The following is a 14,787-nucleotide window of genomic DNA, read 5'->3' on the forward strand; positions in this document are numbered from 1 at the left end:
CCTGTGGACAAGGCGTTCGTCCACAGGCCCCCACGGGCCCCTCGGGTGGTACGGGATCAGCCGCGCGAGTCCTCGGCGGCCTTCACGACCTGCTCGAGCCACGCACGACGAGCCGTGATCGCCGACTCGATCTCGGCGACCTTGCGCTTGTCGCCCTTGGCCGTCGCCGCAGCCAGGTCCTCCTCGAGGCCCGCGATCGCGGACTCGAGCTGGGCGGCAGCCCCCTCGGCGCGGGCACGCGTCTCGGGGTTCGAGCGCGACCACTGCGACTGCTCGGCGTCACGGACCGCGGTCTCGACCGCACGCAGACGCGCCTCGACGCGCTGGACGTCGGCACGCGGCACCTTGCCCGCGTCCTCCCACTTCTCCTGGATGTCGCGCAGCGCGACCTTGGCCTGGGCCAGGTCCGTGACCGGCACGAGCTTCTCGGCCTGCTCGAGGAGAGCCTCCTTGACCACGAGGTTCTGCGCGTACTCGGCGTCCGTGGCGGCGTTGAGCTCGTCACGGGCATGGAAGAACGCGTCCTGGGCCGCACGGAAACGCGCCCACAGGGCGTCGTCGTCGCGACGGTTGGCGCGCCCCGCGGCCTTCCACTCGGTCATGAGGTCGCGGAAGGCACCCGCCGTCGCGCCCCAGTCCGTGCTGTTCTGCAGGGCCTCGGCACGCTGGACCAGCTTCTCCTTGACCTCCTTGGCCGAGGAGTTGCGCTGCTCGAGCTCGGCGAAGTAGTGCCGGCGCTCGCGGTCGAAGGCCGTCCGGGCGTGGCTGAAACGCTTCCAGAGCGCCTCCTCGCTCGTCCGGTCGATCCTCGGCCCGTTGCGCTGGGCGTCCTTCCACTGGTCGAGGAGCTTGCGCAGCTCCTCGCCCGCGGGGCGCCACTGGATGCGCGACGGGTCGGTCGAGGCGATCTTCTCGGCGGCCTCGATGATCTCGGTGCGTGCCGCGAGCGCCGCCTCCTTGGCCGCGTTGCGCTCTGCCTCGAGCTCGGCGCGGCGCGAGGCCGCGACCGTGCGAAGGGACTCGACGTGCGCGCGCAGGCCGTCGAGGTCGCCCACGGCGGACGGCTCGGCGGTCTCCTCGGTGAGCTTGGCGAGGGTCGAGTCGATCTCCTTGACGGACAGGTCCGTGCCGGTCAGGCGCGCCTCGAAGAGGGCGACCTTGGCCTGGAGGTCGAGGTAGCGGCGCACGTACAGGGCGAGCGCCTCCTCGGGGGTGACGCCGGGGAACTGCCCGACGCTGCGCTCGCCCGCGGCCTCGGTCACGTAGACCGTGCCGTCCTCGTCGACGCGGCCGAAGCCCGCGGCGGCCTTGGCGGCCGCGCTGTCGTCGGGGATGACGGCCGCGGCGGCGGCCGGGGCGATGGTCGCCGCAGCCGCGGCGGGGGCCGGGGTCCCGGGCCTGGGGGGACGCGGGACCGGGATCGCGCTCGGCTTGGGCGCGGCCGAGGGCTTGGGCACGGCGGCCGGCTGGGGGGCTGGTGCGGCCTCGGCCGGGGCCTCGGCCGGGGCATCGGCCTGGGCGGTGCCGGTCTCGGTCACCTCCTCGGGCGCTGTGGTCTCGGCCTCGGCCGGTGCGTCGGGCGTCTCGGCAGGAGTCTCGTCCGTGACGGGCGCGGCGGCCTCGTCGCTCGCTGCTGCGGGCGCGTCCGTCGCGGCCTCGGGCGCGTCGGTCGCAGGCGCGGCCTCGGTCGGTTCAGCGACCGCCGGCACCTCGACCTGCTCCGTCGCGGGGGCCTCCTCGGATGCCTGCGCCGGAGAGTTCGCGTGGTTCTCGGTGCTCTCGCTCACTGGGTCTCAACTCCTTCGATGGTGACCGGGGTGGCGGGGGAGCCGTCGACGGCTCCGTCCGCTGTGCCCGCGTCAGCGACTGCTCGGACGACGTCCAAGCCGGATGTGATCTTGCCGAAGACGGTGTACCCACCGGTGTTCGTCGGCAAGGTGCTGTCCTCGTAGACGAGGAAGAACTGGCTGCCCTGGGAGTCCGTCGACTGCGCACGGGCCATGGCGATGGTGCCTGCGGGGAAGAACCCGTCCTCGGGCGTGTTCTCCACGGGCCCGAACGTGTAGCCGGGCCCCCCGGTGCTGGTGCCCGTGGGGTCGCCGCACTGCAGGACGAAGATGTTCGCGGTGGTCAGGCGGTGGCAGTCGGTGTCGTCGAAGAACCCTGCGCGGGCGAGCGAGACGAAGTTCGCGACGGCCTGGGGTGCCGCCTGCCCGTCGAGGGTGAACGCGATGTCGCCAGCGCTCGTGCGCAGCTCGCCGGTCCACTCGCGGTCCTCGGCGGCCGCGGCGGGAGGGAGCGTGTACGTCGCGTCGGGGGCGTTCGCGGAGACGGCGAGCGCGGTCACGCCGGCGACGACCGCGACCCCGGAGACGGCCGCGGCGATCGTCCACACGCGACGTCGGCGGGCGCGAGCGTCGGCCTGGCGCCGGGTCCACTTCTGCTCACGCAGACGGGCGCGCTCACGTTCGCGCTTGCTCGTTGACACCCCAACTCCTTCGTCTCACGCCACGGGCAGGTCCGCGTGCCGGCGCGAAGGCGCGTGCTTGCACGGGTGATCCACGGTTTCAGAGGACAGTCTAGGCATCGGGAGCGGTCCGGCGCGGTGACTTTCCGCCTTTCAGGTCACGGTCCGGTATCAGGTGTCCTGTTTGTCAGGTCGGTACTGTCCTTGCCATGGACGTCTTCCTCGTGGTCGCCCCCGTGTTCGGGACCAACTGCACGATCGTCGCGCCCGGGTCGCGGGATGCCGTGCCCGACGGCGTCCCGCGCCCGTGCGTGATCGTCGACGCGGGGGCGGGGGTCGTCCCGGGCGTCGTCGCGCTCGTGCGCGAGCACGGCCTGTCGCCGACCGCGGTCCTCGCGACGCACGGGCACGCCGACCACACGTGGGACGCCGCCGAGCTCTGCGACCTGTACGGGGTGCCGCTGTGGATCCATGCGGCCGACGCGTACCGGCTCGCGGACCCCCTGGGCACGATCGAGCACGGGACCCCGGCGGACGGACCTCTCACGAGCGGGCCGCTGGCCTTGGCGCTCGCGGCGGGCGGCGCCCGAAGAGAGGACTACCGGGAACCGGGCGAGGTGCGGACCTTCGGCTCGGGCGGAGGGTCCGGCGCCTCGGTGGTGCCCGGCCCCGGCGGCGGGTCGACGGCCGACCCGCGCGTCCGGCTCGACCTGGGCGGCGTCCTGGTCGACGCGCTGCACGCGCCGGGCCACACCCAGGGCTCGACGCTCTACCTCCCGCTCGGGGCGGGCGACGAGCACGGGACGTCGGGCCCGGCACGGGACGGCCAGGCGGCCGGGGTCGTGCTCGCCGGGGACGTCCTGTTCGCCGGGTCCGTCGGGCGGACCGACCTGCCCGGAGGAGACGGCGAGACGATGCAGCGGACCCTGCGCGACGTCGTCGGGCAACTCGACGAGGCCCTCCAGGTGGTCCCCGGCCACGGCCCCCTCACCACGGTCGGCCGCGAGCGCCGCACCAACCCGTACCTGCGTGGACTGTGAACCGGCGCGTCCCGGACGGCCGGGCGGGGACGCGCCGGGGCCGTCCGTCGTCGCGAGTGGATTGCTCGTTCGGTTCGCGAGTCTGGAAAGATCGGGTCCCATGGCCCGACCTACACCTCTCTCCGGTTTCCCCGAATGGCTCCCTGCTGGACGCGTCGTGGAGCAGCACGTGCTCGACACGCTGCGTCGCACGTTCGAGCTCCACGGGTTCGCGGGGATCGAGACGCGGGCCGTCGAGCCCCTGGACCAGCTGCTGCGCAAGGGCGAGACCTCCAAGGAGGTGTACGTGCTGCGCCGCCTCCAGGAGGAGGGCGACCCGGTCGACGGAGCCGTGGGGGACCGCGGCGGCAAGGGGGACAAGCAGCTCGGCCTGCACTTCGACCTGACCGTGCCGTTCGCGCGGTACGTGCTCGAGAACGCCGGGCACCTGGCGTTCCCGTTCAAGCGGCACCAGATCCAGAAGGTGTGGCGCGGTGAGCGCCCGCAGGACGGGCGCTTCCGCGAGTTCGTGCAGGCGGACATCGACGTCGTGGGAGCGGGCGAGCTGCCCTACCACTTCGAGGTCGAGCTGCCGCTGGTCATGGCCGAGGCCTTGGGCGAGCTGCGCTCGATCGGCGTGCCCGAGGTCCGCATCCTGGTGAACAACCGCAAGGTCGCCGAGGGCTTCTACCGCGGGCTGGGCCTGGACGACGTCGAGGGTGTGCTGCGCAGCATCGACAAGCTCGACAAGATCGGGCCGGACAAGGTCGGGGCGCTGCTGGTCGCCGAAACGGGCGCGACGCCCGAGCAGGCGGCCGCGTGCCTGGCGCTCGCGGCGGTCTCGGGCTCGGACGCGAGCGTCGCGGAGCGGGTGCGGGCGCTCGCGGCCGAGCACGGCGTGACGTCGGAGCTGCTCGAGGAGGGTCTGCGCGAGCTGTCGGCGTTGATCGACGCGGCGGCCGTGCGGGCGCCGGGGGTCGTGGTCGCGGACCTGAAGATCGCGCGCGGCCTGGACTACTACACGGGCTCGGTCTACGAGACGGTCCTGGTGGGTCACGAGCAGCTCGGGTCGATCTGCTCGGGCGGGCGCTACGACACCCTGGCCTCGGACGGCGCGAACACCTACCCGGGGGTGGGGCTGTCGATCGGGGTCTCCCGGTTGGTCTCGCGCCTGCTGAGCGCGGGCCTGGTCCGTTCGACGCGGTCGGTGCCGAGCGCGGTGGTGGTCGCGGTGGCGAGCGAGGAGACCCGGCCCGCGTCGGACGCGGTCGCGGTCGCGCTGCGCTCGCGCGGCATCCCGGTCGAGGTCGCGCCGAGCGCGGCGAAGTTCGGCAAGCAGATCAAGTTCGCGGACCGCCGTGGCATCCCGTTCGTGTGGTTCCCCGCGGGGATCGGCGCGGACGGCGAGGTCGTGCCGCACCAGGTCAAGGACATCCGCTCGGGCGGTCAGGTCGCCGCGGACCCGGCGACGTGGGCGCCGCCGGCGGAGGACCTGTGGCCGCGCGTGGTGCCCGCGGGGGAGTGAGCGCACTGCCCGGGCGCTGACCCGGGAGGACGTCCGTGAGGCCCGGCAGGGGACCCCTTCCGGGCCTCACGCGTACGTGCCGGGTGCACGCCAGGGCGTGGCTCCGGCCCCGGCGAAGTTCTCGGCGATGCGGGCCGGCTCGGTCGACGTGGGGACCGTGGACCGTCCCTCCTGCCGGCACAGCCGTCCGGGCCGTGGCCGACCGCGTCGACAACCGGGTCGAACATGTGTTCGAATAAGGCGATGAGGTGGGACGGGCAGGCGATCACGGCGGACGACGGCGCGCTGCCCGGGCTCAGCCGCATGGCGGGGCTCGTGCGGACGGTGCGCACCCCGGAGTTCGCCGGGGTCACGTTCCACGAGGTGCTCGCCAAGAGCGCACTGTCCAAGGTGCCGGGGGAGTCCCGCATGCCGTTCACCTGGACCATCAACCCGTACCGCGGGTGTTCCCATGCGTGCTCCTACTGCTTCGCCCGCCCCTCGCACCGCTACCTCGACATGAACCCCGGCGAGGACTTCGACAGCCAGATCGTCGTGAAGATGAACGTCGCCGAGGTGCTGCGTGCCGAGCTCGCCAAGCCGTCCTGGGCGGGTGACGCGGTCGCGCTCGGTACCAACACGGACCCGTACCAGCGCGCAGAGGGTCGCTATCGGCTCATGCCGGGGATCATCGACGCGCTCGAGGCCTCGCGCACGCCGTTCTCGATCCTCACCAAGGGCACGCTCCTGCGCCGGGACCTGCCGCGCCTGACGCAGGCGGCCGAGCAGGTGGACGTCGGCATCGGGGTCTCCCTGGCGTTCGTCGACGAGGACCTCCAGCAGGCCGTCGAGCCGGGGACACCCACGCCGCGCGCCCGCCTCGACCTCATCCGCGCCGCCCGGGCGGCCGGGCTCCCGTGCGGGGTCATGATCGCCCCCGTGCTGCCGTGGCTCACGGACTCGACCGACCACCTCACGCGCCTGCTGGACGCGGTCCACGCAGCCGGCGCGACGGGCGCCACGGTGCTTCCGCTGTTCCTCAAGCCCGGCACCCGCGAGTGGTTCATGGCCTGGCTGCGGCGCGACCACCCCGAGCGGGTCGCGGGCTACGAGCGCGTCTACGCGGGTGGGTCGTACGCGAGCCGCGCGTATCGCGACTGGCTGTGGGACCGGGTGCGGCCGCTGCTGGTCGAGCGTGGTTTCGCGAGCGCGGGGCACCGGGCCCAGGCCCGCACGTCCGGACACGCCCGGACCGCCTGGCACCCGGAGACCTCTGACGACAGGGTGCGGCACGACGAGGGGGCCTATCCGGCGGGGAGCCTCGTGGTGCAGGACCGGGACCGCGGTGGGCCGTCCGGGCGTACGGGCCCGAGCGCGGCCGCGAGCGCCGAGCAGTTGCTCTTCTAGCGTCTTGGCGACGGCCCCTGCGCTCAGTCCTGCGCGAGCCGTGCCGGGAAGCCGCCCGTGGCCACGGGCCCCCAACTCGTGATGGTCACGCGCAGCAGCGACTTGCCCTGCACGACCATGGCCTCGCGGTACTCGTCCCAGTCGGGGTGCTCCCCGGCGACCGACCGGTAGTACTCGACGAGGGGCTCGACCGAGTCGGGCAGGTCGATCACCTCGGCCGTGCCGTCGACCTGCACCCAGGCGTCGTCGAAGTCCTCGCCCAGGACGCACAGCGACGCGGCGGGGTCGCGCCGCAGGTTCACGGACTTGGCGCGGTCGGGGTAGGTCGAGACGACGACGCGCCCCTCGCCGTCGACCCCGTACGTCACGGGGCTCATCTGCGGGGCGCCGCTCGCGCGCCGGGTCAGCAGCACCGCCCGTCGGTTGGCACGCAGGAACTCGACGAGCTCGGCGCGCCCGAGCCGGTCCGTGGTCGCGATCCGCCTGGCCATGGGTGCCTCCCGGTGGGTTCTCCTGAACGTGGTCCGCCCACAGACTAGACTCGTCCGAGTGCGTCGTCTGCGCACTCCCCACTCCCATCCCGGGACGCCACTGTGTGCCCCGGCATGTTCCGGAAGGACTCTCTCCGTGCTTCGCACCCACACAGCCGGCTCCCTGCGGGCCGAGCAGATCGGTCAGACCGTCACCCTCACGGGTTGGGTCGATCGTCGCCGCGATCACGGTGGGGTGGCCTTCATCGACCTGCGCGACGCCTCGGGCATCGCCCAGGTCGTCATCCGCGACGAGTCGATCGCGCACCCGCTGCGCGCCGAGTTCGTGCTCCAGGTCACCGGTGTGGTCTCCCGCCGCCCCGAGGGCAACGAGAACAAGAACCTCCCCACGGGCGAGGTCGAGGTCGTGGTGAGCGACGTCGTCGTGCTCAACGAGTCCGCGCCCCTGCCCTTCCAGGTCTCCACGGCCCTCGAGGGCACCGAGGTCATCGGCGAGGAGGCGCGCCTCAAGCACCGCTACCTGGACCTGCGCCGCCCCACCCCGGCCCACGCCCTGCGCCTGCGCGCCAAGGCCAACCAGGCCGCGCGCCGCGTGCTCGACGAGCAGGACTTCGTCGAGATCGAGACCCCGACCCTGACGCGTTCGACGCCCGAGGGCGCCCGCGACTTCCTGGTCCCCGCGCGCCTGGCCCCCGGGTCCTGGTACGCGCTGCCGCAGTCCCCGCAGCTGTTCAAGCAGCTGCTCATGGTCTCCGGCATGGAGCGCTACTACCAGATCGCCCGCTGCTACCGCGACGAGGACTTCCGCGCGGACCGTCAGCCCGAGTTCACGCAGCTCGACGTCGAGATGAGCTTCGTCGAGCAGGACGACGTGATCGCGCTCGGCGAGAAGATCCTCGTCGCGCTGTGGGACCTCATCGGGTACAAGATCCCCACGCCCATCCCGCGCATGACGTTCCACGACGCGATGCGCCTGTACGGGTCGGACAAGCCGGACCTGCGCTTCGGCAACCCGCTCGTCGAGCTCACGGACTACTTCAAGGACACCCCGTTCCGCGTCTTCCAGGCCGAGTACGTGGGCGCCGTCGTCATGGCGGGCGGGGCCTCTCAGCCGCGCCGCCAGTTCGACGCCTGGCAGGAGTGGGCCAAGCAGCGCGGGGCCAAGGGCCTGGCGTACGTGACGTTCCAGGAGGACGGGACCCTCGCGGGCCCGGTCGCCAAGAACCTGTCCGACGCCGAGCGCGAGGGCCTGCGCGACGCGACCGGCGCGCAGCCGGGTGACGCCGTGTTCTTCGCGGCGGGCAGGACCAACGAGTCGCGCGCCCTGCTGGGTGCGGCCCGTCAGGAGATCGCGAAGCGCACGGGCCAGATCGACGAGGACGCCTGGGCGTTCGTCTGGATCGTCGACGCCCCGCTGTTCAAGCCCACGGGCGAGGCCGCGGACGAGGGCGACGTCGCCCTGGGCAACTCGGCCTGGACCGCGGTGCACCACGCGTTCACCTCGCCCACGCCCGAGTGGATCGACACGTTCGAGCAGAACCCGGGCGAGGCGCTCGCCTACGCGTACGACATCGTGTGCAACGGCAACGAGATCGGCGGCGGCTCGATCCGTATCCACCGCCGCGACGTCCAGGAGCGCGTGTTCGCGGTCATGGGCATCGGCGAGGAGGAGGCGCAGGAGAAGTTCGGCTTCCTGCTCGACGCCTTCGCGTTCGGCGCCCCGCCCCACGGCGGCATCGCGTTCGGCTGGGACCGCATCGTGGCGCTGCTGACGAAGTCGGACTCGATCCGCGACGTCATCGCGTTCCCCAAGTCGGGCGGCGGGTTCGACCCGCTCACGCAGGCGCCCGCGCCGATCACGGCGCAGCAGCGCAAGGAGGCAGGCGTCGACGCGAAGCCCAAGGCACCTGCACCGGACGCCGCCGCTGAGGTCGCGGCCGACGCCACCGCTGCCGGGAAGGCGTGAGCGCCCCGGACACCCGCACGCAGGCAAGGACGCTGGGAGGCTCGACCGGTCTGACCGACCGGTGGGCCTCCCACCCCTTTGTCCTGGTGGACCTCCCCGAGTGGGACGTGCGCGGGGTGTGGCAGGACGAGCACGCGTGCGTGCTGAACGTGGCGCCGCCGGCCCCCCTGGGGGAGGGCAGCGTGCCCGACGGCGCCGCTCACCACCAGCGCGTCGGTCTGTGGGGCATGGGCACGCCCGAGGCGACCGCGCACCTGCTGGCGCGTGTCGCCCGGGACGGTGAGCTCGGTGAGCACGTCGTGAGCGCGGGCCTGCCGCGCGGGACCCTCACGGTCCTGGGGGACCGGTGTGCGGGCGAGGATCTGCCGTCGATCCTGCGTGACCCCGAGCGTGAGCGCTCGGTCTCGACGTGGGACTTCTTCGCGACCCGTGAGGCCCCCGCCGCCCAGCCCGGCGAGGAGCACGTCGAGGCGCTGACCGGCCCGTCGGTCGCGGCCGAGGTCCGGGAGTGCCTGGACGTGGCGAACCCGCTCGCCGAGACGAGCCCGGATGACCCCCTCGTCCGCTGGTGGGGCTGGCGGGACACCCAGGGCGTGCTGCGCGGGGTCGTCGGTGCCCGCCAGGCAGCACCGGGCGCGCCGTGGTCGCTGGGCAGCATCGCGACCGACCCGGCGTGGCGTGGGCACGGCATCGCCGCGGCGACCACGGCCGTCGTGACCCGTGCCGGGCTCGCCGAGTCCGACTGGGTGACGCTGGGCATGTACGCCGACAACGACGCCGCCCGCCGCGTCTACACCCGCCTCGGCTACGCCGTCGTGCAGGAGTTCGAGAGCCGGCGCTGAGCCGCGCCCCCGCCCCTCGTGTCCCGCTGAGCACGGAGTGGTGGTCGGGAACGCCCGTCGTTCTCGACAGCTGCTCCGCACTCAGCGACTGGGCGCGGAGCAGCTGGTTCAGTGGGTGATCGAGAACTTCGAGTACAGCCATCTCAGGTGCTTGGGCGCCCACCAGTTGGCACGGCCCAGCAGCGTCATGGTGGCCGGGACCAGCAGGATGCGCACGATCGTCGCGTCGATGAACACCGCCACGGCCAGCGCGAACCCGACCTCCTTGATCACGAGCAGCTCGCCGAACACGAAGCCCGCGAACACCACGATGATGATGGCCGCGGCCGACGTGATGATGCGCCCAGAACGCTGGAGACCCAGGCGGACCGCCTCGTCGTTCGACAGGCCCGCGTCGTGCAGCTCCTTGATGCGGGACAGCAGGAACACCTCGTAGTCCATGGCCAGCCCGAACGCGAACGCGACGACCAGGGCCACGACGTACGTCTCGATGCCGCCCGCCGACGCGAAGTCGAGCACCCCTTCCAGGTGCCCCTCCTGGAACACCCACACCAGCACGCCCAACGACGCGGCCAACGACAGGGCGTTCGTCAGGAGCGCCTTGACGGGGATGAGCACGGACCCTGTCATGAGGAACAGCAGCACGAACGTCGCGACCACCACGATCCCCACGGCCCACCACACCCGGTCCGCGAGGGCAGCCCGGAAGTCGACCTGCCCGGCGGCCTGCCCGGTGACGTAGAACGTGAACCCGGGGTCCTGGGCGCGCAGCTCCTCGACGACGGCGACGGCCTCGGGGCCGCCCGCGTCGGCGGCGTCGAGGTGGACCCCGACGAGCGCGTGGTCGTCGCCGACGGGGACCGCGGGGTCGACCCGCTCGATGCCGTCGAGGCCCGCGATCTCGTCGGCCCAGGCCTGGGCGTCCTCGGTCGTGGAGTCGGTCACGACGCGCACATCGGCGCTCGCGGACGCGGGGAACTGGGCGGAGAGCTCGTCGACGAACTCGCGCTGGGGGGAGCTCTGGGGCAGCAGCTCGATGCCGGAGTTGCGCATCTGCAGGCCGAGGACGGGCAGCGCGAGCACCACCAGGACGGCGACGGTGGCGAGCATGACCCACACCGGGTGGCGTTGGACGCGGCCGGTGAGGCGGGAGAAGAAGCCCTCGTCGGACTGGACGTCGGCCGTGCGGGCCAGGAGGGCGCGCAGCCCGGGGACCTTGCTCAGGACGCCGGGCCGGACGAGCCGGTGGCCTGCGAGCGCGAGCAGGGCGGGCACGAGGGTCATGGCGGTCGCGACGGCGATGAGGATGACGGCGAGCCCGGCGGCGCCGATGGCGCGCAGGATGTCGGGCTCGAAGACCATGAGGCCCGCGATCGAGATCGCGACGGTCAGCGCCGAGAAGGCCACGGTGCGGCCCGCGGTCGCCATGGTGCGTACGACAGCGGCCGTCACGTCGGCGTCGCGGCGACGCGAGCGCCGGGTCCCGCGGGTCGTCCGGGACGCACCCGCCGCGCCGGGCCCCGGCGCCGCGGCCGGTGTGGCGTCCCCGGGGGACGTGGCGCGCCGCGGGGACGTGTTGTCGAGCGCGTGCAGCTCCTCGCGGAAGCGGGACACGATGAGCAGCCCGTAGTCGATCGAGAGCCCCAGGCCCAGCAGCGTGACGACGTTGACGACGGATGCGTCGATGGTCAGCGGGTAGGACAGGACGAGGAGGACGCCGAGCCCGGCGCCGATCGAGGCGATGGCCCCGGCCATGGGCATCGCGGCCGCGAGGAAGCCGCCGAAGACCAGGACCATGACGAGCAGCGCGATGGGCAGGGCGATCATCTCGCCCGTCGTGAGGTCCTTCTCGACCTGGGACGTGATGGCCTCGACGATCAGGTCGTTGCTCGACACGAGCCCGGTCGCGCCCGGGGCGACGTCGGCGAGGTCCGCGGGGACGGCCTCGAGGATCTCGACGACGTCGGTCGCGGCCGCGGCCTGGGCGTCCTCGTCGAGGCCCGGCTCGAGCGTCACGGACAGCACGAACCCGTCGCCGTCGGCCGCGACGAGCGACTGCGCGGCCTCGGTCTCGACGCCCCCGGGGATCACGAACGGGTCGACGACCGTCTCGACGCCGGCGACCGCGGCGAGCTCCTGGTGCACGGGGTCCATGGCCTCGGCGAGGGCCGGGTCCGCGGGGTCGACCCCGCTCACGAGGAGCGAGACGGTCTCGCCCGTCTCGCTCTGTTCGGTGAGGATCTCGGTGCCCCGCTCGCTCTGCGAGCCGGGGACCGACGGTTCGCCCGTGGTCAGGCGGTCGAACAGGCTCTCGCCGTGGACACCCACGACGGCGAGGGCGAACCCCAGGGCGGTCAGCACCACCCACACGGCGACGGTCAGGCGGGGACGGTGGGCGACGGCGCGGCCAAGGCTCTCGAACACCCCGTCAGCATGGCACCTCGCGCGGGGCCGCGCCGGGCCGTGCACAGTGTGGGCGGGGACCTCTCAGGGAGCGCTGCGCGACGGCTTCACGCGCACCGACACGGCGCGGCACGGAGGGCGCACCGTGTCACGCCGTGTCGGTGGGGGTGCGTAGGCTCGGAGCATGCTTCCCGGGATGGACCTGTTCGACGCCGCGACCTCAGGCACCCAGGGGACTCCTCGTCCGGGACCTGGCGCGCCCCTGGCCGTGCGCATGCGTCCGGCCGCGCTCGACGAGGTCGCCGGCCAGGAGCACCTGCTCGTCGCCGGGTCGCCGCTGCGCCGCCTCATCGAGGTGGACGGGCCGGGCGCCTCGCGCGCGGCGCCGGGCTCGGTCATCCTGTGGGGCCCCCCGGGCACGGGCAAGACGACGCTCGCGTACCTCATCGCCACGACCTCGGGCCGGCGCTTCGTCGAGCTCTCGGCCGTGACCGCCGGTGTCAAGGACGTGCGCCAGGTCATCGACGACGCGCGCCGGCGTCTCGCGACGGGAGGCGAGGAGACCGTCCTGTTCATCGACGAGGTCCACCGCTTCTCCAAGTCCCAGCAGGACGCGCTGCTGCCCAGCGTGGAGAACCGCTGGGTCACGCTCGTGGCGGCCACGACCGAGAACCCGAGCTTCTCGGTCAACTCCCCGCTGCTCTCGCGCTCGCTCCTGCTCACGCTCAAGCCCCTCACGTCGGGCGACGTGCGTGCCCTGGTGCACCGGGCGCTCGTCGACGAGCGCGGGCTGGGTGGGGCCGTCACCCTCGCGGAGGAGGCAGAGGAGCACCTGGTCCGCCTTGCGGGCGGCGACGCCCGCAAGGCCCTGACCATCCTCGAGGCCGCGGCGGGGGCCGCTCTCTCGGAGGTCCCGGACGCCCCCGTCCGCACCACGGACCGGCCCGACGACGGCGCGCCCGCCGCGAGCGACGCCGTCGGGCAGGGCGACGCACCGGGGCAGGGCGGGGCGCACGGAGAGGGGGAGGGTGCCGGGACGCCCGACGGGGAGATTGCGGCGACGGACGAGGAACCCGCGGAGCCCAGGGCCGTGGTCGTCGACCTCGAGACCATGGAGCGCGCGATCGACGTCGCCGCCGTGCGCTACGACCGCGACGGCGACCAGCACTACGACGTCACGAGCGCGTTCATCAAGTCGGTGCGCGGCTCCGACGTCGACGCCTCGCTGCACTACCTCGCGCGCATGATCGCCGCGGGGGAGGACCCCCGGTTCATCGCCCGGCGCATCGTCATCTCGGCCGCGGAGGACGTCGGCATGGCCGACCCCAGCGCGCTGCAGACCGCGGTCGCCGCGGCCCAGGCCGTCGCCCTCATCGGCATGCCCGAGGCCCGCATCATCCTCGCGGAGGCCGTCGTGCACCTCGCGACCGCGCCCAAGTCCAACGCGGCCTACCTCGGGATCGACGCGGCGCTCGCGGACGTACGCGCGGGCAAGGTCGGGACGGTGCCCGCGCACCTGCGCGACGCGCACTACGCGGGCGCCAAGGAGCTGGGGCACGGGAAGGGGTACAAGTACGCGCACGACGCCCCGCACGCGGTCGCGCGCCAGCAGTACCTGCCCGACGTCCTGCAGGGCACGCGGTACTACACGCCCTCCGACCGCGGGTTCGAGCGGTCGGTGACCGAGCGGCTCGAGCGGATCCGGCAGATCCTCGGGGACTGACAGCCCCTGACGCGCCCTGACCGGCCCCGCAGGGGCCCGCCCGGAAGCGCGTCGCGCGTCGCTCGGCGGCGCTCACCGGGCCGTTGGCCCGGCGTCGCACCAGGCGCAGGACCGGGCGACGCGCCCGGTGCGGTAGACTTCTCAGGTTGTCTCCGCCCGTCAGGGCAGCGGCAACCGCCTGGGACCTCGGCCCCGCAGCCCCGCACGTCATCCTCGACCTCGCGTCGACGGGTGGGCATCCTCACGGATCGCGGCGGCTCATCGGCTGGTCCCGCACCCGGCAATCCGCACGGGTGTGACGTCAAGTACACACGACAGGACAGGAACACACTGTGTCTTCAGTGACTCGTTCGCGCCGCCAGGTTCGCCTGAGCCGCGCGCTGGGCCTCGCGCTCACGCCCAAGGCAGTCAAGCACTTCGAGAAGCGTCCCTACCCGCCCGGTGAGCACGGCCGCGCCCGTCGCCGCACCGAGTCGGACTACGCGGTGCGTCTTCGCGAGAAGCAGCGTCTGCGCGCCCAGTACGCGCTCCGCGAGAAGCAGATGGCTCGCGCCTACGAGGATGCTCGCAAGGACGCCGGTCTGACCGGTGAGGCCATGGTCGAGAACCTCGAGATGCGTCTCGACGCGCTCGTCCTGCGTTCGGGCTTCGCCCGCACCATCCTGCAGGCGCGCCAGGCCGTCGGCCACCGCCACATCCTCGTCGACGGCAAGATCGTCGACCGCCCCTCGTTCAAGGTGAAGCCGGGTCAGACGATCCAGGTCAAGCCGAAGAGCCAGGCCACGACGCCGTTCCAGGTCGCCGCCGCCGGTGCGCACCGCGACGTCCTGCCGGCCGTCCCGGCCTACCTCGACGTCCAGCTCGAGAAGCTGAGCGCCGTCCTGGTGCGTCGCCCCAAGCGCGTCGAGGTCCCCGTGACCTGCGAGGTCCAGCTCGTCGTCGAGTACTACGCTCGCTGATCCTCC

Annotated in this window: 11 protein-coding genes; 7 read left to right on the forward strand and 4 right to left on the reverse strand. The window is 73.1% G+C overall.

Annotation, left to right across the window (positions count from 1 at the left end; translation table 11 throughout):
• Positions 1 to 56: 56 nt before the first annotated feature.
• Positions 57 to 1,787: a DUF349 domain-containing protein gene (locus tag ACFRCR_RS09695; protein ID WP_377677102.1), complete on the reverse strand. Its 1,731-nt coding sequence runs from the start codon at positions 1,785 to 1,787 to the stop codon at positions 57 to 59.
• Positions 1,784 to 2,488: a peptidylprolyl isomerase gene (locus ACFRCR_RS09700; protein WP_377677104.1), complete on the reverse strand. Its 705-nt coding sequence runs from the start codon at positions 2,486 to 2,488 to the stop codon at positions 1,784 to 1,786. Before ACFRCR_RS09700 ends, ACFRCR_RS09695 begins: the two co-directional genes overlap by 4 nt.
• A 188-nt stretch (positions 2,489 to 2,676) precedes the next feature.
• Between ACFRCR_RS09700 and ACFRCR_RS09705 the strand changes: the two genes are divergently transcribed.
• The 3 genes from ACFRCR_RS09705 (at position 2,677) to ACFRCR_RS09715 (ending at position 6,397) form a co-directional block, all read left to right on the forward strand.
• On the forward strand, positions 2,677 to 3,507 hold the full coding sequence (locus ACFRCR_RS09705; RefSeq protein WP_377677106.1) for an MBL fold metallo-hydrolase: 831 nt from the start codon (positions 2,677 to 2,679) through the stop codon (positions 3,505 to 3,507).
• Positions 3,508 to 3,607: 100 nt separating this feature from the next.
• Complete coding sequence (gene hisS / locus ACFRCR_RS09710) at positions 3,608 to 5,011, forward strand: histidine--tRNA ligase (RefSeq protein WP_377677108.1); 1,404 nt, start codon at positions 3,608 to 3,610, stop codon at positions 5,009 to 5,011.
• 243 nt (positions 5,012 to 5,254) lie between these two features.
• Positions 5,255 to 6,397 carry an Rv2578c family radical SAM protein gene (locus ACFRCR_RS09715; RefSeq protein WP_377677110.1) on the forward strand — a complete coding sequence of 381 codons (1,143 nt, stop codon included), beginning with the start codon at positions 5,255 to 5,257 and terminating at the stop codon, positions 6,395 to 6,397.
• Between the two features lie 23 nt (positions 6,398 to 6,420).
• Here ACFRCR_RS09715 and ACFRCR_RS09720 read toward each other — a convergent pair whose 3' ends face one another.
• A complete protein-coding gene (locus ACFRCR_RS09720) occupies positions 6,421 to 6,888 on the reverse strand; it encodes a PPOX class F420-dependent oxidoreductase (RefSeq protein ID WP_377677111.1) in 468 nt (155 codons plus the stop codon).
• Between the two features lie 136 nt (positions 6,889 to 7,024).
• Between ACFRCR_RS09720 and aspS the strand changes: the two genes are divergently transcribed.
• The gene (aspS, locus tag ACFRCR_RS09725; protein WP_377677113.1) at positions 7,025 to 8,854 is read left to right on the forward strand and encodes an aspartate--tRNA ligase; all 1,830 of its coding nucleotides are present in this window, start codon (positions 7,025 to 7,027) and stop codon (positions 8,852 to 8,854) included.
• The gene (locus tag ACFRCR_RS09730; protein WP_377677114.1) at positions 8,851 to 9,696 is read left to right on the forward strand and encodes a GNAT family N-acetyltransferase; all 846 of its coding nucleotides are present in this window, start codon (positions 8,851 to 8,853) and stop codon (positions 9,694 to 9,696) included. Before aspS ends, ACFRCR_RS09730 begins: the two co-directional genes overlap by 4 nt.
• Positions 9,697 to 9,804: 108 nt before the next feature.
• On the opposite strand, the gene ACFRCR_RS09735 is transcribed toward ACFRCR_RS09730, so the two are convergent.
• Positions 9,805 to 12,120: an MMPL family transporter gene (locus ACFRCR_RS09735; RefSeq protein ID WP_377677116.1), complete on the reverse strand. Its 2,316-nt coding sequence runs from the start codon at positions 12,118 to 12,120 to the stop codon at positions 9,805 to 9,807.
• Between the two features lie 175 nt (positions 12,121 to 12,295).
• Here ACFRCR_RS09735 and ACFRCR_RS09740 point away from each other — a divergent pair, with 175 nt between their 5' ends.
• Entirely contained in the window at positions 12,296 to 13,822 is a 1,527-nt protein-coding gene (locus ACFRCR_RS09740; protein ID WP_377677118.1) for a replication-associated recombination protein A, read from the forward strand.
• A gap of 332 nt (positions 13,823 to 14,154) precedes the next feature.
• Complete coding sequence (gene rpsD / locus ACFRCR_RS09745) at positions 14,155 to 14,781, forward strand: 30S ribosomal protein S4 (protein WP_030151397.1); 627 nt, start codon at positions 14,155 to 14,157, stop codon at positions 14,779 to 14,781.
• Positions 14,782 to 14,787 lie beyond the last annotated feature (6 nt).

Origin of the sequence: Oerskovia sp. NPDC056781 (genome assembly GCF_042789955.1) — a bacterium.
Taxonomy (GTDB): domain Bacteria; phylum Actinomycetota; class Actinomycetes; order Actinomycetales; family Cellulomonadaceae; genus Oerskovia; species Oerskovia rustica.

What these genes read in the sequence shown, in the direction of transcription:
- ACFRCR_RS09705 (WP_377677106.1), top strand. Translation starts at nt 2,677, where the DNA reads ATGGACGTCTTCCTCGTGGTCGCCCCCGTGTTCGGGACCAACTGCACG.
- hisS (WP_377677108.1), top strand. Translation starts at nt 3,608, where the DNA reads ATGGCCCGACCTACACCTCTCTCCGGTTTCCCCGAATGGCTCCCTGCT.
- ACFRCR_RS09715 (WP_377677110.1), top strand. Translation starts at nt 5,255, where the DNA reads ATGAGGTGGGACGGGCAGGCGATCACGGCGGACGACGGCGCGCTGCCC.
- ACFRCR_RS09720 (WP_377677111.1), bottom strand. Translation starts at nt 6,888, where the DNA reads ATGGCCAGGCGGATCGCGACCACGGACCGGCTCGGGCGCGCCGAGCTC.
- ACFRCR_RS09740 (WP_377677118.1), top strand. Translation starts at nt 12,296, where the DNA reads ATGGACCTGTTCGACGCCGCGACCTCAGGCACCCAGGGGACTCCTCGT.